This window comes from Streptomyces sp. NPDC056948 (assembly GCF_042674225.1).
Taxonomy (GTDB): domain Bacteria; phylum Actinomycetota; class Actinomycetes; order Streptomycetales; family Streptomycetaceae; genus Streptomyces; species Streptomyces purpurascens.
On sequence record NZ_JBHUQX010000001.1, the window covers coordinates 60,753 to 82,285 of the forward strand.

The following is a 21,533-nucleotide window of genomic DNA, read 5'->3' on the forward strand; positions in this document are numbered from 1 at the left end:
GCACAGACGGCGCTACAGCGCGGGCCGGGTCATCTCCCGGCCGTGCGGATCAGCTCTCGTCCTTGAAGGTCTGCTTCGTGACCAGCTTTCCGTCGCGGAAGCAGAACCGGAAGATGGTCGAGGTGTCGTCGGGGTCGTCGGACGCGAAGTGGCGGCAGGTCGCGCCCTTGGGCATCCGCGGGCCCTGGTCCTCCAGATCCGCCGTCAGAAAGGAGTCCTCGTCGGGCAGCTTGGCCTGCACGTCGGCTTCGGGGTCGCCGTCCTTCACCGACTCGTACACGCTCACCGGGATCGTGGACTTGTCCAGCTCGTCCATCAGCGCGCTCACCCCCCAGACGCCCAGGGTGATCACGCTCACGACGAGGACCACGGCGGTGACGGCGCAGCCGATGGCCACGTTCTTCTTGCTGCTCATGATGGCGGCGAACTCCCGTTGGTCGGCGGAACGGTTGATGACCGCTCCACCGTTGCCCGCGGGTCCCGCCCCTGGCTGTCCCACAAAGTCGTCGTCCGGGCCGACGGAGGTCGCTTCGTCCGGGCGGGGCCCGGGCTCGCCGTGCCCGGTGCCGTAGGGAAGCATCCCCGCGATGCGGAAGCCGCCGTCCGCGGTGGGGCCGGTGTGCACCATGCCGCCGATGAGCCGGGCCCGCTCGCGCAGGCCTGCCAGTCCCTGACCGCCGCTGACCACCGCGGGGGCGTCCGGCACCCCGGCCGGCGCGGGCCCGTTGGCGACCTCCACCACCAGGCTGTCCGGCTCGTAGCGCAGGGCGAGGGTGATCGGGGCGCCCGGGGCGTGCTTGTGGGCGTTGGTCAGGCCCTCCTGGGCTATGCGGTACGCCGCGTGGTCGGCGGCGGGCGCCAGGGGCCGGGCGGCGCCGGACCGGTGCAGTTCCACGGTCGCGCCCGCAGCCTGGGACGCCGCGACCAGGCCGTCGACGGAGGCCACCGCCCGGGAGAGCGGACGCCCGCCGCCCGCGTCGCCGGCCGCGGCCGGAGAGTGCCCGGCGTGCTCGGTGTGGCCGTCGGGCCGGTTCCGGTCGTCCCGGTCCTCGTGGAGGATGCCGACGGCCTCGCGCAGCTCCCCCATCGCGGCCACGGAGGCGTCGCGCAGGATCCGGACCCCTTCCCGCTGGCGATCGGTCAGGTCCGGATCAACCTGCAGGGCGCCCGCGTGCACGGAGATCAGGGCGAGTTGGTGGCCGAGGCTGTCGTGCATGTCCTGGGCGATGCGGCCTCGCTCCAGCAGGCGCGCCTGTCGTGCCACCATCGCCTGCTCGCGCATGAGCTGGGCGTTGTTCCGCTGCAGTGCGTCCAGCAGCGAGCGGCGTTGCGCCCGGTAGCGGGACACCAGTCCCGGCACGATCCCCAGCGTGAGAAACGCCGCCGCGCTCAGCGCGCCCGTGACCGGCAGCGACAGGCCGGAGCCACTGATCTCCTCGTGGGCGGAGAGCACGGTATGGAGGACGAGCGCGACAGCGAACGCGGCGACCACGCGCCCGGGTCTGACGATGCGGCTTCCCGCCGACCAGCTCGCGTAGACCATCAGCGGCACCGCGGACGGCAGTACCGCCGCCGCGCAGGCGGAGACGACCAGCACCGTCGCCGGCAGCGCGCGCCTGGTCAGCGACAGCACGGCGATACCCGCCACGACAGCGAGGGTTCGCACACCGAAACCGGCCCTCACCGCTTCGAGCAGCACCGCGAACCCGGCGAGGGCGGCGGTGAGCACGATCTCCCCGGCGATCCTTCTGCGGCTCCAGGGTGAAGCGGCGGCAAGCCGGACACGGAGCGGCCGTACGGTGCGGGCGGTGTGTGCTTCGTCCAGTTCCACGGGCCGACGATAGTCAGCGCCCGGGAGCACAGCATCATCCCTGCGTCGTGACGGCGAACGACGAAAGTCGACAACCACAGGTGAGCCAGGCGCTGTTACGCGCGCCCCGCCCGTCGCCGTTGGTCGCTGCGAGCCACGACTTCCGGGGACTGCTTCGAGCCGCCCGTCGCGGTGACGATGGTTCAGCAGAACAAAAGCGGTGCGGGCAGTTCACCACTGAGCCGCTCAAGAGATGAAAAGGCGGGAGTCGTCACGTGGACAACGCACAGCTGCAGACGCACGATCGGTTCAGCGTTCTCCAGAAGATGACCCTCATGGCCAACCAGTACGTGGTGACCGTGGCCCGTCCCGACGGCTCGGAGGGTGAGGTCGTCGCCTTCGCTCAGCAGAAACGGATGGCGCTCAAGGAACAGGTGACCATCTACACCGACGAGTCCAAGAACCGCGTCCTGTGCACCTTCGAGGCCGGCCAAGTCCTCGACATCGGTGCCGTCTACACCGTGCGGGACGAGGAGGGAAACCCCATCGGCTCGTTTCGCGAAAAGGCTGTCGCCTCTTTGCTGCGCTCGACGTGGATCCTGGAGCAGCCCGGCACGCTGGAGCTCACCGGGCGCGAGCGGAACCTGTCGGTGGCCGTGCTGCGCCGAGTCTGGGAGTTTCTTCCGGTCACCGATTTCGTGCCGTTCGCATGGCCGTACCACTTCGATTTCACCGAGGGCGACAAGCGGTTGATGGCGGTCGACAAGAAGTTCGGGCTGCGCGACCGGTACGTGCTCGACATCGCCGCCCCCGACCTCGACCGCCGCCTCGCCATCGCACAGGCCGTGGCGCTGGACGCCCTGCAGTCACGATGACATGGCATCCGGGTCAAAGACATGAGGACAGCGGGCCATTGAACGGAACGGGAGAGGAAGGCCGCATGGAAGCGATCAAGGAGCCCGACTGGAACGTCATCGGAATCCTGGGGGCCGCCCGCGGCGCCCGGGGGTCCGCCGAGGGAGCGATGGGCACCGAGCATCTGCTGGCCGGCATCACTACGGCCAAGGGGCCGGCGCGCAAGGCACTCGACGATGAAGGAGCGACCAAGACCGCGCTGATGGCGGTACTGCGGGACAGAATGGACCGGGACGCCGCGTGGAGCGGTGCCGACGATGCCGAGGCAAGTGTTGCCGCGCAGGACGTGCTGGGGGACGACGGCGACCGGAACCGTCTCACCGGTGCCGCGGCCAGGGCGCTGACCGCGGCGATGGGGCAGGCACAGCGGGAGGACGCGGCGAAGTTCACCGCCGTTCATCTGCTGCGGGCGTTGCTGGAGGAGGAGGACAACCGCGCGGTGGAACTGCTGGGCGCATGCCGCGTCACACCACAGGCCGTACGCGCCCGACTCGACGGCGGATCCGGAAGCCGGCAGGACAGCCTCGCCCCCCTGCTGCACACCACCCGCGACGTTCTTCTCGGCCGTAGCCACTATCGTCACAGGCCCTTCCTGGAGCGGTGGGTACTCAGGTTCACAGGGGTCAACTGGGCTTCGAGGCCTGCCTGGTGGGTCAGTATGGAGACCTACGACCAGGCACGCCGTCTCGGCAACCGCGCGGTGGGCACCGAGCATGTCCTGCTGGCGATTCTGGCCACCCACGAGGTCGCGCTCCAGTACCCGCATCTGGCGAAAGCGAGCGCCCCCGCCCCCGACACCCGATACGCGGGCGGTGAGCGGCTGGCCCGCCTGGGCATCGACTACGCCTCGGTTCACAGTGCCCTGACCGGTGACCGCGTCCGCCTGACGGCCGACGCCCGGCCCGTCAAGAAGTACCTCGATGAGGCCGCACGCCCACGCGCGGTGCGGTCGGCCGACTCCGGTTGCGCGTCGCCGGACGACCCGGGCACCGGCCCTCTGGTCGAGACCCTCCTCAGCGAGGAGACACGCGCCCGGCAGCTCATCGACGCGCTGACTTCTTGATCGTGCGGGAGAAAAATCGTATGGGACTACGGTGTGGCGCCCGCGTGGCGAACGCCGCCACGGTATTCTCAGGGCTCTGACTTTTCCCCAGGTCAGATCGTTCCTGCACCGATGGTGCTTGGTGGGGCGGGTGGGACTCGAACCCACGGCCGACGGATTATGAGTCCGCTGCTCTAACCGGCTGAGCTACCGCCCCATAGCGGCGTGTCGCGTACATGTGTGCGCGCCGTCTGCCGCAGCATAGCCGCTCATACGATCTCCTGCTTCGGATGGTCGGCTTCGCACGGCCTTCGTGACCATGAGGACCGCGCCGGGCTCCGCGCGGTTCCCAGGACATCGGAACAGACATGAAAAAGGACCCCTGAGAGGGGTCCTCGTTCACCATGCTCCCCCGACTGGACTCGAACCAGTAACCTGCCGGTTAACAGCCGGCTGCTCTGCCAATTGAGCTACCGAGGAATGCCTCGTTGCATCGAACGTACCTACCTGGGTATCCGCCAGGGGGCGCTCGCTCGCTGCGACACATACATTAGCGCAAGCAGGGGGGTGCTCCGCCAATCGGTACCCGGCGGGGCGCCAACACCGCACAGGAGACCTACGCAAGGGAAGGGTGGCCGCCATGCGTTACCGGCTCACGTTCGTCGCCGGAGTCGTCCTGGGTTACGTGCTGGGCACGAGGGCCGGACGCGAGCGCTACGAGCAGCTCAAGAAGACGGCCCAGCAGTTCGCGCAGAACCCGGCCGTCCGCAACACCGCCGAGTCGGCGGCCCACCAGGGCCGTGAGTTCGCGGGCAAGGCGTACCACGTGGTGAGCGACAAGGTCGGAGACCGCGTCCCCGAGTCGGTGGCCGACCGGGTCCGCCACCTCCGCGACCGGGCCACTCACAACGGCGGCGAAGACGACTGGGGCACAAGCAACACGTAACAGTTCCTTTTCAGAGCCCGAGCACGCACCCGCCCCCCTGAGGGGGGCGGGGAGCTGCGCGACCAGCCACGACGCGCCCGCATCCGAGGCCCGGCGACACACCCCCACCGCGCCCAAGGCCCCGGCCAGCGCATCGGTACGGCAGAATTTTGGCCATGGGGATAGTCGCCGGGTTGGACAGTTCACCCGATTTCACTCGTATCGTCGTCTGTGACACGGACTCCGGAGCCGTGCTCAGGCAGGGATATGCGCAGCATCCGGTGGAGAGCCCCGAGGGCGGCGGCCGGCCGTCCGACGTCGATCCACAGGCCTGGCTGCTGTCCCTGGGCGAGGCGGCGGGCGGCGGGCTCCTCGAGGGCGTGCAGGCCATCGGCGTGTCGGCGCAGCAGAACGCCGTCGTACCGCTGGACGCGCAGGGCAACACCGTGCGGCCGGCGATGGTCGGCAGCGACAAGCGGACGCAGGTCGCGGCGGCCGATCTGGTCGACGCGCTCGGCGGGCGCGAGGCGTGGGCGCAGGCGGTGGGCTGTGTGCCGCAGGCCGCGCAGCCGGTGACGAAGCTGCGCTGGCTGGCCCGGACCGAGCCCGACAACGCGCAGCGCACCGCGATCCTCCTGCAGGCGCACGACTGGCTGGTGTGGCAGTTGCTGGGCCGGCCGGTCAGAAGAACCACCGACCGGGGCGGGGCGTCCGGCACCGGGTACTGGTCGGCGGCGACCGGCGGCTACCGGCCCGATCTCGTCGAGCTGGCGCTCGGGCAGCAGGTGATGCTGCCGGAGGTGATCGGCCCGGCGGACGCGGCGGGCAGGACGCCGGAGGGGCTGCTGATTTCCGTAGGGACCGGCGAGACCATGGCGGCGGCGTTCGGGCTGGGCATCGGCCTCGGGGACGCGGTCGTGTCGCTGGGCGCGACCGGGTCCGTGATGGCCGTACACCCCGAGGCGCTGGTCGACGGGTCCGGGATGATCACCGCGCTGGCCGACGCGACGGGCATGCACCTGCCGGTCGTCACCACGCTGAACGCCGTACGGACGCTGCGCGGGACCGCCGAGCTGCTGGGGCTGCCCGATCTGGAGAGCCTGTCCGACCTGGCGATGAAGTCCACGCCGGGGTCGCACGGGCTGGTGCTGCTGCCCTATCTGGAGGGTGAGCGGACGCCGAACCTGCCGCACACCGCCGGGACCCTGGCGGGGCTCCGGCGTGAGTCGATGAAGGCGGAGCATCTGGCGCGGGCCGCGTTCGAGGGCATGCTGTGCGGGCTCGCGGACGCGCTGGACGTGCTGCGGGGCCGGGGCGTGGAGGTACGGCGGGTCTTCCTGCTCGGGTCGGCCGCCGAACTGCCCGCCGTGCAGGCCGCCGCGCCCGCGCTGTTCGGGACGCAGGTCGTGGTGCCGCAGCCGGCGGACTACGCCGCGATCGGCGCCGCCCGCCAGGCGGCCTGGGCCCTCGGCGTGTCACAGGGCGCGCTCGACGCGCGGACCCCGCCGACCTGGCAGGGCGCGGTCGCCCAGGTGCTGGAGCCCGGCGAGGACCTGGCCGTGGGCCAGGCGGTGCGTCAGCAGTTCGTGGCGGTACGGGAGCAGACCCATCCCGGGGCGCTTCGGTAGGAGGCCCAGTAGGCCCTGTTGGGTTAATTCGGTTGAGGTAACGCGGGTGGAGTGTTCGACGATAGGGGCCAGGGGCAACCAACCGCCCTGTCGCCCACTCCGAGAGAAGCAGCGTGCTCATACGACTCCTGCGGACCTACCTCAGGCCCTACAAGAGACCCATCACCCTGCTGGTGCTGCTGCAGTTCCTGCAGACCTGCGCCACGCTCTACCTGCCCACGCTGAACGCGGACATCATCGACCAGGGCGTCGTGAACGGCGACACCGGCTACATCGTGGGCTACGGCGGTCTGATGATCGGCATCTCGCTGGTCCAGGTCGTGTGCAACATCGGTGCCGTGTACTACGGCGCCCGTACGGCCTCGGCGCTCGGGCGGGACCTGCGGGCGTCCGTGTTCGACCGGGTGCAGTCGTTCTCCTCGCGTGAGCTGGGTCACTTCGGGGCGCCTTCGCTGATCACCCGTACGACGAACGACGTCCAGCAGGTGCAGATGCTGGCGCTGATGACGTTCACGCTGCTGGTGTCGGCGCCGATCATGTGCGTGGGCGGCATCGTGCTGGCGCTCGGCCTGGACGTTCCGCTGTCCGGCGTGCTGGTGGCGGTCGTGCCGGTGCTGGGCATCTGCGTGACGCTGATCGTGCGGCGGCTGCGGCCGCTGTTCCGGGCGATGCAGGAGCGGCTGGACACGGTGAACCGGGTGCTGCGCGAGCAGATCACCGGCAACCGGGTGATCCGCGCCTTCGTCCGGGACGAGTACGAGCAGCAGCGCTTCCGGAAGGCCAACACCGATCTCACGGACTTCGCGCTGGGCACGGGCAATCTGCTCGCGCTGATGTTCCCGATCGTCATGACGGTGGTGAACCTGTCGTCGATCGCCGTGGTGTGGTTCGGCGCGCACCGCATCGACAGCGGCGGGATGCAGATCGGCGATCTGACGGCGTTCCTCGCCTATCTGATGCAGATCGTCATGTCCGTGATGATGGCCACCTTCATGTTCATGATGGTGCCGCGGGCGGAGGTGTGCGCCGAGCGCATCTCGGAGGTGCTGGACACCTCCTCCAGCGTCGTGCCGCCGTCCGCGCCCGTACGGGAGCTGCGCCGGCACGGGCATCTGGAGATCCGGGAGGCCGGCTTCCGCTATCCGGGTGCCGAGGAGCCGGTGCTGCGGACCGTGGACCTGCTCGCCCGGCCGGGCGAGACGACCGCCGTCATCGGCTCGACCGGCAGCGGCAAGTCCACGCTGCTCGGGCTGGTGCCGCGGCTGTTCGACGCGACCGACGGGCAGGTGCTCGTGGACGGTGTCGAGGTGGCGGAGATCGATCCGGTGCTGCTCGCGCGGACCGTCGGGCTGGTGCCGCAGAAGCCGTATCTGTTCGCGGGCACGGTGGCGACGAATCTGCGCTACGGCAATCCGGACGCCACCGACGAGGAGCTGTGGCACGCGCTGGAGGTGGCGCAGGGCAAGGACTTCGTCGAGCGTCTCGAGGGCGGGCTCGACGCGCCGATCTCACAGGGCGGGACGAATGTCTCCGGTGGTCAGCGGCAGCGGCTCGCGATCGCCCGGACGCTGGTGCAGCGGCCCGAGATCTATCTCTTCGACGACTCCTTCTCCGCGCTCGACTACGCCACGGACGCCGCCCTGCGGGCCGCGCTCGGGCAGGAGACCGCGGAGGCGACCGTCGTGATCGTCGCCCAGCGGGTGGCGACCATCCGGGACGCCGACCGGATCGTCGTCCTCGACGAGGGCCGGGTCGTCGGCACCGGCCGGCACCACGAGCTGATGGCGGACAACGAGACCTACCGGGAGATCGTGCTCTCCCAGCTCACGGAAGCGGAGGCTGCCTGATGGCCGGGCCGATGGGGCGGATGATGGCCGGGGGCGGCCCCGACCAGCGCTCGCTGGACTTCAAGGGGTCGGGCAAACGCCTGGTCGCGCGGTTCCGGCCGGAGCGGCTCACCATCTATGTGCTGCTGCTGTGCGTGGTGCTGAGCGTCGGCCTCAGCGTCGTCGGGCCGAAGATCCTCGGCAAGGCGACGGACCTGGTCTTCGCGGGCATCGTCGGACGGGGCATGCCGGAGGGGGCGAGCAAGGAGCAGGTCCTCGACTCCATGCGGCAGCGCGGGGACGGTGACGTCGCCGACATGCTGCGCAGCACCGACTTCACCCCGGGCGAGGGCATCGACTTCACGGCCGTGGGGCATGTGCTGCTGCTCGCGCTGGGCGTGTTCGCGGTGGCCGGGCTGCTGATGGCGGTGGCGACGCGGCTGGTGAACCGGGCCGTGAACCGGACCATGTTCCGGATGCGCGAGGACGTGCAGACGAAGCTGTCGCGGCTGCCGCTGTCGTACTTCGACAAGCGTCAGCGCGGCGAGGTGCTGTCCCGGGCGACGAACGACATCGACAACATCGGGCAGACGCTCCAGCAGTCGATGGGGCAGCTCATCAACTCGGTGCTGACCATCATCGGTGTCCTCGCGATGATGTTCTGGGTCTCCTGGATCCTGGCGCTGGTCGCGCTGGTGACCGTGCCGCTGTCGTTCGTCATCGCCACGCGCGTGGGCAAGCGGTCGCAGCCGCACTTCGTGCAGCAGTGGCGTACGACGGGCAAGCTGAACGCGCACATCGAGGAGATGTACACCGGGCACACCCTGGTGAAGGTGTTCGGGCGGCAGGAGGAGTCGGCCAGGCAGTTCGCCGAGCAGAACGACGCGCTGTACGAGGCCGGGTTCAGGGCGCAGTTCAACAGCGGGGTCATGCAGCCGCTGATGATGTTCGTGTCGAACCTCAACTATGTGCTGGTCGCGGTCGTCGGCGGGCTGCGGGTGGCCTCGGGCTCGCTGTCCATCGGTGATGTGCAGGCCTTCATCCAGTACTCGCGGCAGTTCTCGATGCCGCTGACGCAGGTCGCGTCCATGGCGAACCTGGTGCAGTCGGGTGTCGCCTCGGCGGAGCGGGTCTTCGAGCTGCTGGACGCGGAGGAGCAGGGGGCCGATCCGGTGCCGGGCGTGCGGCCCGAGGAGTTGCGCGGGCTGGTGGCGCTGGAGCGCGTCTCGTTCCGCTACGACCCTGACACGCCGCTGATCGAGGACCTGTCGCTGAAGGTCGAGCCCGGGCAGACGGTGGCCATCGTCGGCCCGACGGGGGCCGGCAAGACGACGCTCGTGAATCTGCTGATGCGGTTCTACGACGTCACCGGCGGGCGCATCACCCTCGACGGGGTCGACATCGCGCGGATGTCCCGGGACGAACTGCGGGCCGGGATCGGCATGGTGCTCCAGGACACCTGGCTGTTCGGCGGCACGATCGCGGAGAACATCGCGTACGGGGCGTCCCGGAAGGTGACCCGGGGGGAGATCGAGGAGGCGGCCCGGGCCGCGCACGCGGACCGGTTCATCCGTACGCTGCCGGACGGGTACGACACGGTGATCGACGACGAGGGGACCGGGGTCAGCGCGGGCGAGAAGCAGCTCATCACCATCGCCCGGGCGTTCCTGTCCGACCCGGTGATCCTGGTGCTGGACGAGGCGACCAGTTCGGTCGACACCCGGACCGAGGTGCTGATCCAGAAGGCCATGGCGAAGCTGGCGCACGGGCGTACGTCGTTCGTCATCGCGCACCGGCTGTCGACGATCCGGGACGCGGACGCGATTCTCGTGATGGAGGACGGGGCGATCGTGGAGCAGGGGACGCACGGGGAGTTGCTGGCGTCCGACGGGGCCTACGCGCGGCTGTACAAGGCGCAGTTCGCGCAGGCGGTGGCCGAGGTGGACTGAGTTCGCTGCTCGGCGCTGGGGCTGGGCTCGGGCGGGCGCGCAGCCCGGCGTTGCGGGGTGCCGCGGCGCCCACCCGTGCCGCCCCCAGCGGCACGCATGCCCGCAACGGGGGCGACCCGCTTGGGGGCGCGGGGAACTGCGCGACCAGCCCCCACCGGCCTGCGGACGGCATCAGTCCAGATAGCCCCTCAGCTGGTCCGCGAAGGCGTGGTCCCTCAGCTTGTTGAGGGTCTTGGACTCGATCTGCCGTATCCGCTCCCGCGTCACGCCGAAGATGCGGCCTATCTCCTCCAGCGTGCGGGGGCGGCCGTCGGCGAGGCCGTAGCGGAGCTGGACGACCTTGCGTTCCCGCTCCCCCAGGGTCGACAGGACCGCCTCCAGGTGCTCCCTGAGGAGGAGGAACGCGGCCGACTCCACGGGGCTGGTGGCGTCGCCGTCCTCTATGAGGTCGCCGAGGGCGACGTCGTCCTCCTCGCCCACGGGCGCGTGCAACGACACCGGCTCCTGGGCGAGACGCAGGACCTCGCTGACCCGCTCCGGCGCCAGGTCCAGGTGCGCGGCGACCTCCTCGGGCGTCGGCTCGTACCCCCGTTCCTGGAGCATCCGCCGCTGCACCCGTACGACCCGGTTGATGAGCTCCACGACGTGGACGGGGACCCGGATGGTGCGGGCCTGGTCGGCCAGGGCGCGGGACATGGCCTGGCGGATCCACCAGGTGGCGTAGGTGGAGAACTTGTAGCCGCGGGCGTAGTCGAACTTCTCGACGGCCCGGATGAGGCCGAGGTTGCCCTCCTGGACGAGGTCGAGCATGGTCAGCCCGCGCCCGACGTACCTCTTCGCCACGGACACGACGAGCCGCAGGTTCGCCTCGATGAGCCGGCGCTTGGCCATCCTGCCCATGACGACGAGCCGGTCGAGGTCCAGCGCCAACTGGCTGTCCAGATCAGGCGTGTTGCTCAGCTTGTCCTCGGCGAACAGGCCGGCCTCGACCCGGCGGGCGAGTTCGACCTCCTCGGCCGCGGTCAGCAGCGGGATGCGGCCGATCTCCCGCAGGTACTGGCGGAACAGGTCCGAGGAGGGACTGCCGCTCTCGGTGCGGGTCGGCGGCCTCACGACGGCTTGGGGAGCCTCGGCCGTCTCGAGGGCCTCGGCGGGCGGCTCCTCCGGCTCCGGTTCCGTCTCGGGGTGGTGCACGACGAGGCTCTGTGCCGGCACCGCGGGGAGGGTGTCGGCCTCCGCGTCCGGCGCGTCACCGGCGTCGGCGTCGGTCTGGGTGAGGGTCTGGGTCTGCACGGGGGCGACCTCCAGGATGATCGCTGCCAAGGTGTGCGGCAGCGGTACTTCGGGGGCGGAGTCGACGGCCTCGCCGCTTTCCGTCCCGTACGCGATGAGCGGAACCGCGGGGGTCTGGGACCCGTCGGTGACGGATCGGCCGCGCTCCGAGGACTCAGGCACCGCAACCCAGTGTGGGGGAAGACACATCGTCGCCACGAGGGGCGTGCGATGACTTTTTGCGTTCGGGACGTGACCGCGTGGTGACCCTCCCGGGAAACCCGGGTGCCCCTGCCACCACTGATCTGGCACGATCCGCGGGTGTCCGCTTCCTTGTACGAAACGCATGTGACGGTCCGCTGCTCCGGTACGGGCGCAACGGACCGGCTGGGCCGGTGGGCGGCAGAGGCAGATCTCAAGCTGACGCACATCGTGCTGGCCCGGGGCCGGATGCGCGACCAGCCGATGCTCACCCTGTCCGGTTCCGCGTCGTACGCCGAGGAGTCCCGGCGGGCGCGGGACGTGACGGCGCGCCTGCGGGCGGACGGCTTCGAGCCGGTGCGGGTGAAGATCGAGTCGTCGCCGTGGGCGCCGGAGGTGCCGCGCCGGCCGTGCGCGGACGGACGGTACTTCGAGCACCATGTGAAGCTGCTGCTCGCCCCGGACACGGACCTCGCGGGCCTCGCCGCCCGGGTGCTGCCGCACGGCGCCCACCTGTCGTGGAACGCCCGGCGGGTGCGGGACGCGGCCCGGCACGAGCGGTTCGTGACCCAGCGGTGCCACGGGGTGGACGCGGAGGGCGCCGGGCTGGCGTTGGAGGCGTTGCTGTCTGCGCTCGCCGGCCTCGAAGTGCTGCAAGTGGAGCGTGAGTTCGTGCTGCACGACAGTGATGTGTCGGTGGACGACGGATGGCTCGGAGAGCCGGTGGGGGTGTCGCAATGAAACAGTCGTGGCAGGGCTTCGGCTGGGCGAACACGGAGATTCCCCGTGAGCCCCTGGACGACGCCACCCGCAGGGCCGAGCAGCTACCGAAGTCGCTCCAGCCGGTGCCGGGGGACGACGTGGTGCAGCTCCCGGTCTTCGACCCGGCCCTGAAGCACTACCAGAACGCCTACCGCGCCACCGACCCGCGCTTCGCCGACCCGGCTCGGGGCAAGGCATGGCGGGCGGCCCGCCGCCAGGCCCTGCACCTGGTGCTGGCCGCGATCGCCGACTCCGAGTGGGTGGACTCGCTGGTGCTGCGGGGCAGCGTGCTGATGTCGGTGTGGTTCGGCGACACAGCCCGCGAGCCCGGGGACCTGGACTTCGTCGTCGTACCGCCGGCCTGGCGGATCGACGACGGGCGTACGGACCGGATGCTGACCGGGATCGCCGAGGCCGCGCAGACACTGGCCGACGCCCGCGGGCGCGAGGTCGGCATCTCGGCCCGGGGCGCGGTGGTCGAGGACATCTGGACCTACGAGCGGGTGCCGGGCCGTCGGATGCTGCTGCCCTGGGGCGCGCCCGGGCTACCCGGCGGGCACGTCCAGCTCGACTTCGTCTTCAACGAGCGGCTGCCCGAGGAGCCCGAGCCGGTCGAGCTGCCGGGCGGCGCGATCGTGCAGGCGGCGACGCCGGAGCTGTCGCTGGCGTGGAAGCTGATGTGGGTGATCAACGACATGTACGCGCAGGGCAAGGACCTGTACGACGCCGTGCTCCTGGCCGAGCGGCATCCACTGCGCCGCGAGCTGCTGCACGAGGTGTTCCGGCTGTCGGGCGAGTGGCCGTACCCGTACCGCGAGGAGATCCTTCTGGAGGACGTGGTGGAGGCGGTCGGGTACGTGGAGTGGAACCACTTCGTCACGGAGTATCCGCACTTCAGGAACGACGAGCGGGCGTTCGCCGACCGGTTGGTGCGGGCCGTGACCCCGACGTTCGAGGGGACCGGGGCCTGACCCGGTCTACAGCGCGGCGGCGCCGTGTGCGCGCAACGTCTGGTCGTACTGCTGGAGGACCCAGAGTTCGTTCTGTACGGCGGCGAGCTGGGCCGGGTCGGCTTGGGTGCCGAGGCGGGTGAGCTGGCTGGTGATGTCTCGGATGCGGCGTTCTACGGCGCGGCGGCGGACGGTGACCAGTTGGGCGCCGGCGTAGGGCTCGTCGACCGCTCTGCGGAGCATGATCGCCTCGACGGCCAGTTCCGTGACCATCGCGCGGACCGCGTCGTCGGGGGCGGCCTCGCGGACTTTGACCAGGTAGTCCTGGGGGTCCTCGACGCCCAGTTCGGCGCCGCCCGCGTCCAGGATGGCCATGCGTACGGCGGCGTAGGGCGGGGCGGTGAACTCGTCGGCTCCGTAGGCGTCGAAGGCCGGGGAGACGAGTTCCGGGCGCTGGAGGGCCAGTTTGAGGAGTTCGCGTTCGGTGGCGAAGACGGGGTTGCGGAGGTTGAGGGCCGGGCCGCGGGGGCCGGCGGACGGCTGGGCGGAGGCGTACTGCTGGGACGCCTGCTGGTGCCGGTCCGGGGCCGGGCCCTTGCCGCCGCGGTCGCGGGCCCAGCGGGCAAGCTGGGCCACGCGCTTGACCACGAACTGGGTGTCGAGGATGCCGAGCATGCCGGCGAGCTGGACGGCGACCTCGTGCTGGGCGCCGCTGTTCTTGATGCGGGCGACGATGGGCGCCGCCTCGTCCAGGGCGGCGGCGCGGCCCGCGGGGGTGTCGAGGTCGTAGCGGGCGACGATCTGGCGGAGGGCGAACTCGAAGAGCGGGGTGCGGGGTTCGACCAGGTCGGCCACGGCCTCGTCGCCCTTGGCGAGGCGCAGGTCGCAGGGGTCCATGCCGTCCGGGGCGATGGCGATGTACGTCTCGGCGGCGAACTTCTGGTCGTCCTCGAACGCGCGCAGGGCCGCCTTCTGGCCGGCCGCGTCGCCGTCGAAGGTGAAGATGACACGGGCCGAGCCGTTGTCCATGAGGAGCCGGCGGAGGATCTTGATGTGGTCGCCGCCGAAGGCCGTGCCGCAGGTGGCGATGGCCGTGGTGACGCCGGCCAGGTGGCAGGCCATGACGTCCGTGTAGCCCTCGACCACCACCGCGCGGCTGGACTTCGCGATGTCCTTCTTCGCCAGGTCGATGCCGTAGAGGACCTGGGACTTCTTGTAGATCGCCGTGTCGGGCGTGTTGAGGTACTTGGGGCCGTTGTCGGCCTCGTAGAGCTTGCGGGCGCCGAAGCCGACGACCTCGCCGCCGATGTCCCGGATAGGCCACATCAGGCGGCCGCGGAAGCGGTCGATGGGGCCGCGGCGGCCCTCTTGGGCGAGCCCGGAGAGGAGGAGCTCCTTGTCGGTGAAGCCCTTGCCGCGCAGGAAGCGCGTGAGGTGGTCCCAGCCCTGGGGGCTGTAGCCGACGCCGAAGTGCACGGCGGCGGCCTGGTCGAAACCGCGCTCGGCGAGGAAGACCCGGCCGGTGTCGGCCTCGGGGGACGTCGCGAGCTGTTCCGCGTACCACTCCGCCGCGATCTTGTGGGCCTCGACCAGGCGGATCCGTTCGCCGCGCTGGTGGGAGGGGTTGTAGCCGCCCTCCTCGTAGCGCAGGGTGATGCCCGCCTGGCCTGCCAGGCGCTCGACCACCTCCGAGAAGGAGAGGTGGTCGATCTTCATCACGAACGTGATGGTGTCGCCGCCCTCCTGGCAGCCGAAGCAGTGGAACAGACCCTTGCTGGGGCTGACCTGGAAGGACGGTGACTTCTCGTCGTGGAACGGGCAGAGACCCTTCAGGTTTCCGCCGCCCGCGTTGCGGAGCTGGAGGTACTCGGACACCACGGCGTCGATCGGGACCGCGTCCCGTACCGCCTTCACGTCCTCGTCGTTGATCCGTCCAGCCACGCGTGAATTCTACGGGGGCCCACCGACAGTCCTGACAGCCCTGAGGGCTATGAGGCGAGGCTGTCCAGCGGCACGTGCGGGTCCGCCAGCGAATCCGTTTCCACCTGGGCCTTGGTGCGGATCAGGTGCTGGATCTTGTCTGTGACGTCCCACACGTTGACGTTCATCCCGGCCAGCACCCGGCCCTCCTTCACCCAGAAGGCGATGAACTCGCGCTTGCCGGCGTCCCCGCGGATCACCACCTGGTCGTAGGTGCCCGGAGGCGCCCAGCCGGAGTACTCCATGCCCAGGTCGTACTGGTCGGAGAAGAAGTAGGGCACGCGGTCGTACGTCACCCCGCGGTCGAGCATGCAGCGGGCGGCAGCCGGTCCCCCGTTCAGCGCGTTGGCCCAGTGCTCCACCCGCAGGCTGGTCTCGAAGAGGGCGTGGTGGAAGGAGGCCACGTCGCCGGCCGCGTAGATGTCCGGGTCGGAGGTGCGCAGCCGCTGGTCGACGACGATGCCGCCGCCCCGGGCACGGTCGGCGATCTCCAGGCCGGCCGCCTCCGCGAGGTGGGTGCGGGGGGCCGCGCCGATCGCGGCCAGGACGTCGTGCGCCGGGTGCTCCTCGCCGTCGTCGGTGCGGGCCGCGAGGACCATGCCGTCCTGGCCGACGATCTCGGTGAGCCGGGCGCCGAAGTGGAAGCGGACGCCGTGTTCTCGGTGCAGCTCGGCGAAGAGCCCGCCGAGCTCCGGGCCCAGGACGCCGTGCAGCGGGGTCGGCCCGCGCTCGATGACCGTGACCTCCGCGCCGTACTCGCGGGCCGCCGCCGCGACCTCCAGGCCGATCCAGCCGGCGCCCGCGATCACGAGGTGGCCGTTGTCGCGGCCTAGGTTGGTCAGGACGTGTTTGAGCCGTTCGGCGTGGGCGAGGCGGCGCAGGTGGTGCACGCCCGCCAGGTCCGTGCCCGGGATGTCGAGGCGGCGAGGCTCCGCGCCGGTCGCCAGGAGCAGCTTGTCGTAACGGACGACGGTGCCGTCCTCGCCGAAGCGGACCGTCTTGGCGGTGCGGTCGATCGCGTCGACGGTGTGGCCCAGGTGCAGCTCGATGTCGTTGCGCGCGTACCAGGCGGGCTCGTGCACGAAGACGCTGTCGCGTTCCTCCTTGCCGAGGAGGTAGCCCTTGGACAGGGGCGGGCGCTCGTAGGGGTGGTCACGTTCGTCGCAGATCAGTATCACGCGGCCGGTGAAGCCCTCCGTGCGGAGCGTCTCGGCTGCCTTGGCGCCTGCCAGTCCGCCTCCGACGATGACGAATGTCTGATCCGCGTCGACCACTTGATGCCTCCTACGGGGGTCTGGGGGGTGTCTCCCCAGTGAACACAGCCGGTGTCGCCACTTGCGAGCGTCCCGCACGGAGCGTGATGCGGGAAGAGGGAGTGACCCGATCAGGCCACGGAGGGTCACATTCGGGGGTGCTCAGGTCCCGAGCGTCGCGTCAGTCTCATGCCTGCCCCGTCAGACGGGCGTGAAGCGAACGCGCCGACGTGTCGGTGAGGGAGGCGATCTGGTCGACGATCACCCGCTTGCGGGCACGGTCGTCCGGCGCCTGGTCGAACAGCGCGCGGAACTGCGGGTCCAGGCCGTCCGGGGCGCGGGCGGTGAGCGCCTCGGCCAGTTCGGCCACGACGATCCGCTGGTCGGCGCGCAGGCGTTCCTGCTCGGCGCGCTGCATGACGTAGAGATCGGCGACGGCCTTGAGGACGGCGCACTCCATACGGGCCTGGCGCGGCACGACCAGCTCGGCGGCGTACCGGGTGAGCCGTCCGCCGCCGTACGCGGCGCGGGTCGCGGCCTCGGCGGCCAGGCAGAAGCGGCCGATGAGCTGGCTGGTGGCGTCCTTCAGCCGGGCCTGCGCCACGGCGGTGCCGTCGTAGCCGTGCGGCCACCACTCCTGGGCGAGGAGCCCGTCCAGGGCCTCGGCGAGCTCCGCGGGATCGGTGTCGGACGGTACGTAGCGGCCGCAGGCGACCTCGAAGACGTCCTGGCGTTCGGGGTCGGCGTGCAGGCAGTTCGGGTCGATGTGACCGGCGTGCAGGCCGTCCTCCACGTCGTGCACCGAGTAGGCCACGTCGTCGGACCAGTCCATGACCTGCGCCTCAAAGCAGGTGCGGGTGCCGGGGGCGTCCTTGCGGAGCCAGTCGAAGACGGGGCGGTCGTCCTCGTAGACACCGAACTTCGGGGAGTCCGGGTCGGTGGGGTGGGCGCCTCGGGGCCAGGGGTACTTGGTGGCGGCGTCCAGGGTGGCGCGGGTGAGGTTGAGGCCGACGGAGCCGTCCGGGGTGAACCGTTTGGGCTCGATGCGGGTGAGGAGTCTGAGGGACTGGGCGTTGCCCTCGAAGCCGCCGCAGTCGGCCGCGAACTCGTTGAGGGCCTGTTCGCCGTTGTGCCCGAAGGGCGGGTGGCCCAGGTCATGGGAGAGGCAGGCGGCTTCCACGAGGTCCGGGTCGCAGCCGAGGGCCGCGCCGAGCTCTCGGCCGACCTGGGCGCATTCGAGGGAGTGGGTGAGGCGGGTGCGGGGGCTGGCGTCCCAGGCCGGGCCCATGGTGCCGGGCGTCACGACCTGGGTTTTGCCGGCGAGGCGTCGCAGGGCGGCGGAGTGGAGGACTCGGGCGCGGTCGCGTTGGAAGGCGGTGCGGCCGGGGCGTTTGTCTGGCTCTTGGGCCCAGCGGTCGACTGACGTCGGGTCGTAGGCCGGGGGGTGTTGTGCGGTGCCGTCCATGTGACGACAGTAAGCGCGGCAGAGCCGCGCATCGATACACCCCCGCACATCTGAGGTGCCGCGCGCGGCTGTTCCACCGTCGGACTATGCCCTGACCGTGGTGCGGGTGCAGGTACCGTCCTCGTAATGATTGCCGTGTTTCAGGCAGATGCCGAGCACCAGCTTTTTGCCTTCTGGAAAGTCGAGGTTGAATTCACGGCCCGACAGTCCATCCGGATCGTAGTACGCAAAATCCTTGCCGCCGATGGACACCGAGACACTACGACCGTCGTCCGCATAGTCGATGACGGTGAGACGGTCACCCTTGCTCTTGAAGAGCGCACGCCCGGCACCCGCTTTCAGATCACCCCACGCAAGGGTCTTTACCGAGCCGTCCGCCTGCGCTGGAGGAGCGAACGCCAGAATCAGCAGGGCGCTCGAAGCGAGGACGCCCATGACCGTTCGGTTGCGACTTACCATGCTGAATCCGATTTCCTTTCGCGATACATCGCTCACTGGCGTATGCGTTTCACGATAGGCGTCGGCAGTATGGGTTTCATTAGCGCTGAGTGCACACTTACTTGGCGATGCGCCTACTCGCGAGGCACTGGTGGCGGTACTCCCTGGGCGGGATTCCGTAGGCGGTGCGGAAAGCGCGGGTGAAGTCGGATGCGCGGGGGAAGCCGCAGCGGGCGCCGATGGTCTGGATGGGGGTGGCGTTCATCGCGGGATCCGCGAGGGCGCGGCGCGCACGTTCCAGGCGCTGGCCGCGGATCCAGGCCGCGACCGTTTCGCCTTCCTGCTGGAAGAGGCGGTGCAGGTAGCTGGTGGAGATGTGGTGCGCGGCGGCGACGGCGCTCGGTGTCAGCCGCGGGTCGTGCAGGCGCTGCTGGACGAAGGCCCGGATACGGAGGACGAGGGACTGCCTGCGCGTTTCCGGTGAGAGCGAGTCCTCCGCTTCGAGGGCGTGGGCGAACAGCGCGGACAGCAGGTCCACCACCACGGCCCCGAGCCGTGGCGCGTCGGCGGGCCGATAGGAATCAGTGCGTTCCGCCAATTGGGTGAGCAACTGTGCCAGCAGGGAACCGAACCCCTCGCTCGCCGACAGCCGCAGCCCGGCCACCCGGTCGAGTGTGCGGTGGGGCAGCGACAGCAGCGCTTTGGGGACCTCCACTCCCACCCCGGTGTGGGGTTGTGAGTCGTCACCCCCATGAACGTCGACGGGTCGCGAGGTGTCGACGACGCACAGGTCGTCCGGGCCGTACACCGTCTCCTCCTCGCCCCGGACCGTACGCAGCGCCCCGCTCAGCGGCAGCGAGACGTGCAGTCCCTCGGGATCGGACTGCCGGATCAGCTTCGGCGTCCGCCGGAAGCACACCGGCTGGAAACGTGTCGGCCACACCAGTACGACACCGAGGTCCAGCACACGTTGTGAAGCCCGGAAATCCGCCCGGTGGTCACTGCGCAATTCCAGCGGAGCATGCGTCTGGCCGACTAATTCGCGCCAGCAGTCGAACCGGTCCACCGCCGGCAGGTCCTCACTCCGGAACACCGTCTCGATCAGCACGCTTCTCCTCGCCCGCTCGACGCGCCCTCGCACGCCCCTCTCCTGGCCCCCCGCCAGGGCAGGACACCAGTACACACCGACGTCTCAGGCCGAGGCCAGTTCCGGTACGGCGGGCGAGGCTGCCAGCGCCTCGTCGTAGCGGTGGAGGAGGAGGTCGGCCATGGACGGGTGGGTGCCCAGGGGGGATGCCGCGATCCAGGGGGCCGCTTGGGTGGTCTCCGTGGCGAAGCGGCCGGGGGCCGTGAAGTAGGAGGAGAGGGCTATGTGGCGGCGGCCCCTGGCGAGGAGGGTGCGGACGGCCGAGTGGACCGTGGGGGTCGCGGCCGAGGCGTAGGCGGGGAGGACGGGGACGCCCAGGCGGGCCGCCAGGAGGTGGGCCGTGCGGGCGGTGTCCCTCTTCGCGTCCGGGTCGCGGGAGCCCGCTGCCGCGAGGACGACCGCGCTGCCGCTGCGGGGCGTCCGGCCCCAGCCGGCCTCCGTCAGACGGGACTGGAGGGCGTCCACCAGGAGGGGGTGCGGGCCCAGGGGGGCCGCCAACCGGGTGCGGGCCCGGGCCGCCGCGGCTATCTCGGGGATGTCCTGCTTGACGTGGTAGCCGCGGCTGAGGAGGAGGGGGACGAGGACCGCTTCCGTGTCCCCGAGGGCGGCGAGCGTGTCGGGGAGCAGGGGGGCGTTCAGTTCGATGTGCCCGAGGTGCACCGGCAGACCGGGGCGCAGGGCGCGGACCCGGTCGAGGAGGGCGCGGACCGTGCTCAGCGCGCGCGGGTCGCGGCTGCCGTGCGCCACGACGACGAGGGCGGGCGGGACCGGGCGGCGGGCCGCGGTCGGCGGGACGAGGCTGAGCTTGCTGGGCATGTACCGATGGTCGCGGCACCACGTTGCCTCCCCGTTGCGTGGGGGTCACGGGTGTTTTCCGGCGGTTCACCATGGGGGTCATGGCCGGTGTGAGCGCCCTTGACCTGGGGATTCGGGGTTTCGCGTGAAGCTGGTCACGTGCCGCGCGGTGAACCGGACGGGCCGATCGGACGTCCTCGAATGTCAGACCGACCTGGGGAGGGACCTGTCCGATGCGTGCTCCGAAGTTCCGCAGACCGAGGCTGCCGCGTACCCGCCGGGGGCAGCGACGGCTGGTGCAGGCCGTGATGGCCGGGTGTGTGCTCGGGCTGCTTCCGGCGACCTGGATGTACACGGTGGCGGGTGACCGGCTGCGGACGGCGGCGGACGTGCCCCGTACCGATGTGGCCGTGGTGTTCGGGGCGGGGCTGTGGGACGGGGAGCCCTCGCCGTACCTCGCGCACCGGCTGGACGCGGCGGCGGAGCTGTACCGGAAGGGGCGGGTCGAGGTGGTGCTCGTCACGGGGGACAACAGCCGCGAGGACTACGACGAGCCGGACGCGATGCGCGTGTATCTGACGCGGCACGGGGTGCCCGACGGGCGGATCGTCAGCGACTACGCCGGGTTCGACACATGGGACTCCTGCGTGCGCGCGAAGAAGATCTTCGGTGTGGACGAGGCCGTGCTGATCAGCCAGGGCTTCCACATCCGGCGGGCGGTGGCGCTGTGCCGGGCGGCGGGGGTCGAGTCGTACGGGGTCGGGGTGGACGCGGTGCATGACGCCACTTGGTATTACGGCGGCGCCCGGGAGATCTTCGCCGCCGGGAAGGCGGCGCTGGACGCGGCGTTCCGGCCGGATCCCCGGTTCCTCGGGCCCCAAGAGCCGGGCGTGGAACGGGCGTTGGCCACGGCCGAATAGCCTGTCGGATGAATCAGGACGTTCTGCCGGAGCGGGTTTGACGCGCACATTTCACCCCGGAGCATGAAATACGCCTTGGACGCTCTCCGTGTTCACACGATCACGCTTAGTGTCGTCGCCGTGCGGCGGCGGATCGGGCCGCCGTCGCGAACTGGGGGAAAGGACACCTGATGACTCGACTTCGCTCCGCGCTGGTGATGGCCGCCGCGGGCGCGTTGCTGGCCGTGCCGGCCGCCATGGGGACCGCCTCGGCGG

General features: G+C 70.6%; 17 protein-coding genes and 2 tRNA genes. 9 read left to right on the forward strand and 10 right to left on the reverse strand.

Annotation, left to right across the window (positions count from 1 at the left end):
- Positions 1-49: 49 nt before the first annotated feature.
- On the reverse strand, positions 50-1,825 hold the full coding sequence (locus tag ACFTZL_RS00260) for a sensor histidine kinase (protein ID WP_382576338.1): 1,776 nt from the start codon (positions 1,823-1,825) through the stop codon (positions 50-52).
- Between the two features lie 260 nt (positions 1,826-2,085).
- Between ACFTZL_RS00260 and ACFTZL_RS00265 the strand changes: the two genes are divergently transcribed.
- Positions 2,086-2,685, forward strand: coding sequence for a hypothetical protein (locus ACFTZL_RS00265; RefSeq protein WP_382576292.1), 600 nt, complete (start codon positions 2,086-2,088; stop codon positions 2,683-2,685).
- Between the two features lie 65 nt (positions 2,686-2,750).
- Positions 2,751-3,788: a Clp protease N-terminal domain-containing protein gene (locus ACFTZL_RS00270; RefSeq protein ID WP_382576295.1), complete on the forward strand. Its 1,038-nt coding sequence runs from the start codon at positions 2,751-2,753 to the stop codon at positions 3,786-3,788.
- 119 nt (positions 3,789-3,907) lie between these two features.
- Here the strand turns inward: ACFTZL_RS00270 and ACFTZL_RS00275 are convergent.
- A tRNA-Ile gene (locus ACFTZL_RS00275) sits at positions 3,908-3,984 on the reverse strand.
- A 190-nt stretch (positions 3,985-4,174) separates the two neighbouring features.
- Positions 4,175-4,247: transfer RNA gene (locus ACFTZL_RS00280), tRNA-Asn, on the reverse strand.
- A 160-nt stretch (positions 4,248-4,407) separates the two neighbouring features.
- Here ACFTZL_RS00280 and ACFTZL_RS00285 point away from each other — a divergent pair.
- The 4 genes from ACFTZL_RS00285 to ACFTZL_RS00300 all read left to right on the forward strand — a co-directional run bounded on the left by ACFTZL_RS00285 (position 4,408) and on the right by ACFTZL_RS00300 (position 10,095).
- Positions 4,408-4,713, forward strand: a complete 306-nt coding sequence (locus ACFTZL_RS00285) for a YtxH domain-containing protein (RefSeq protein WP_189725003.1) — start codon at positions 4,408-4,410, stop codon at positions 4,711-4,713.
- A 155-nt stretch (positions 4,714-4,868) separates the two neighbouring features.
- Positions 4,869-6,320 (forward strand): FGGY-family carbohydrate kinase, encoded by a 1,452-nt coding sequence (locus tag ACFTZL_RS00290; protein ID WP_382576298.1) that lies wholly within the window; start codon positions 4,869-4,871, stop codon positions 6,318-6,320.
- 113 nt (positions 6,321-6,433) lie between these two features.
- The gene (locus ACFTZL_RS00295) at positions 6,434-8,167 is read left to right on the forward strand and encodes an ABC transporter ATP-binding protein (RefSeq protein ID WP_382576301.1); all 1,734 of its coding nucleotides are present in this window, start codon (positions 6,434-6,436) and stop codon (positions 8,165-8,167) included.
- The gene (locus tag ACFTZL_RS00300) at positions 8,167-10,095 is read left to right on the forward strand and encodes an ABC transporter ATP-binding protein (RefSeq protein WP_382576304.1); all 1,929 of its coding nucleotides are present in this window, start codon (positions 8,167-8,169) and stop codon (positions 10,093-10,095) included. The genes ACFTZL_RS00295 and ACFTZL_RS00300 overlap by 1 nt, the downstream gene beginning before the upstream one ends.
- 171 nt (positions 10,096-10,266) lie before the next feature.
- On the opposite strand, the gene ACFTZL_RS00305 is transcribed toward ACFTZL_RS00300, so the two are convergent.
- Complete coding sequence (locus ACFTZL_RS00305; protein ID WP_382576307.1) at positions 10,267-11,550, reverse strand: RNA polymerase sigma factor; 1,284 nt, start codon at positions 11,548-11,550, stop codon at positions 10,267-10,269.
- Between the two features lie 138 nt (positions 11,551-11,688).
- Here ACFTZL_RS00305 and ACFTZL_RS00310 point away from each other — a divergent pair, with 138 nt between their 5' ends.
- Together ACFTZL_RS00310 and ACFTZL_RS00315 are read left to right on the forward strand one after the other, a co-directional pair.
- Complete coding sequence (locus ACFTZL_RS00310; protein ID WP_382576310.1) at positions 11,689-12,309, forward strand: hypothetical protein; 621 nt, start codon at positions 11,689-11,691, stop codon at positions 12,307-12,309.
- Positions 12,306-13,301 carry a nucleotidyl transferase AbiEii/AbiGii toxin family protein gene (locus tag ACFTZL_RS00315; protein ID WP_382576313.1) on the forward strand — a complete coding sequence of 332 codons (996 nt, stop codon included), beginning with the start codon at positions 12,306-12,308 and terminating at the stop codon, positions 13,299-13,301. The genes ACFTZL_RS00310 and ACFTZL_RS00315 overlap by 4 nt, the downstream gene beginning before the upstream one ends.
- 6 nt (positions 13,302-13,307) lie before the next feature.
- On the opposite strand, the gene dnaG is transcribed toward ACFTZL_RS00315, so the two are convergent.
- The 6 genes from dnaG to ACFTZL_RS00345 all read right to left on the reverse strand — a co-directional run bounded on the left by dnaG (position 13,308) and on the right by ACFTZL_RS00345 (position 20,379).
- Positions 13,308-15,221 carry a DNA primase gene (gene dnaG / locus ACFTZL_RS00320; protein ID WP_382576316.1) on the reverse strand — a complete coding sequence of 638 codons (1,914 nt, stop codon included), beginning with the start codon at positions 15,219-15,221 and terminating at the stop codon, positions 13,308-13,310.
- A gap of 47 nt (positions 15,222-15,268) precedes the next feature.
- The gene (locus ACFTZL_RS00325) at positions 15,269-16,534 is read right to left on the reverse strand and encodes an NAD(P)/FAD-dependent oxidoreductase (protein WP_382576319.1); all 1,266 of its coding nucleotides are present in this window, start codon (positions 16,532-16,534) and stop codon (positions 15,269-15,271) included.
- 166 nt (positions 16,535-16,700) lie between these two features.
- A complete protein-coding gene (locus tag ACFTZL_RS00330; protein ID WP_382576321.1) occupies positions 16,701-17,978 on the reverse strand; it encodes a deoxyguanosinetriphosphate triphosphohydrolase in 1,278 nt (425 codons plus the stop codon).
- An 84-nt stretch (positions 17,979-18,062) separates the two neighbouring features.
- Positions 18,063-18,413 (reverse strand): hypothetical protein, encoded by a 351-nt coding sequence (locus tag ACFTZL_RS00335; protein ID WP_382576323.1) that lies wholly within the window; start codon positions 18,411-18,413, stop codon positions 18,063-18,065.
- Between the two features lie 121 nt (positions 18,414-18,534).
- Complete coding sequence (locus ACFTZL_RS00340; protein WP_382576325.1) at positions 18,535-19,557, reverse strand: AraC family transcriptional regulator; 1,023 nt, start codon at positions 19,555-19,557, stop codon at positions 18,535-18,537.
- 51 nt (positions 19,558-19,608) lie between these two features.
- Positions 19,609-20,379, reverse strand: a complete 771-nt coding sequence (locus ACFTZL_RS00345) for a sirohydrochlorin chelatase (RefSeq protein ID WP_382576327.1) — start codon at positions 20,377-20,379, stop codon at positions 19,609-19,611.
- Positions 20,380-20,591: 212 nt separating this feature from the next.
- Here ACFTZL_RS00345 and ACFTZL_RS00350 point away from each other — a divergent pair, with 212 nt between their 5' ends.
- Complete coding sequence (locus ACFTZL_RS00350; protein ID WP_382576330.1) at positions 20,592-21,278, forward strand: vancomycin high temperature exclusion protein; 687 nt, start codon at positions 20,592-20,594, stop codon at positions 21,276-21,278.
- The last annotated feature ends 255 nt before the right edge of the window (positions 21,279-21,533 follow it).

Coding starts and splice junctions, on each gene's coding strand:
- ACFTZL_RS00270 (WP_382576295.1), top strand. CDS start 2,751: ATGGAAGCGATCAAGGAGCCCGACTGGAACGTCATCGGAATCCTGGGG.
- ACFTZL_RS00285 (WP_189725003.1), top strand. CDS start 4,408: ATGCGTTACCGGCTCACGTTCGTCGCCGGAGTCGTCCTGGGTTACGTG.
- ACFTZL_RS00290 (WP_382576298.1), top strand. CDS start 4,869: ATGGGGATAGTCGCCGGGTTGGACAGTTCACCCGATTTCACTCGTATC.
- ACFTZL_RS00300 (WP_382576304.1), top strand. CDS start 8,167: ATGGCCGGGCCGATGGGGCGGATGATGGCCGGGGGCGGCCCCGACCAG.
- ACFTZL_RS00315 (WP_382576313.1), top strand. CDS start 12,306: ATGAAACAGTCGTGGCAGGGCTTCGGCTGGGCGAACACGGAGATTCCC.
- ACFTZL_RS00330 (WP_382576321.1), bottom strand. CDS start 17,978: ATGGACGGCACCGCACAACACCCCCCGGCCTACGACCCGACGTCAGTC.
- ACFTZL_RS00335 (WP_382576323.1), bottom strand. CDS start 18,413: ATGGGCGTCCTCGCTTCGAGCGCCCTGCTGATTCTGGCGTTCGCTCCT.
- ACFTZL_RS00345 (WP_382576327.1), bottom strand. CDS start 20,379: ATGCCCAGCAAGCTCAGCCTCGTCCCGCCGACCGCGGCCCGCCGCCCG.
- ACFTZL_RS00350 (WP_382576330.1), top strand. CDS start 20,592: ATGCGTGCTCCGAAGTTCCGCAGACCGAGGCTGCCGCGTACCCGCCGG.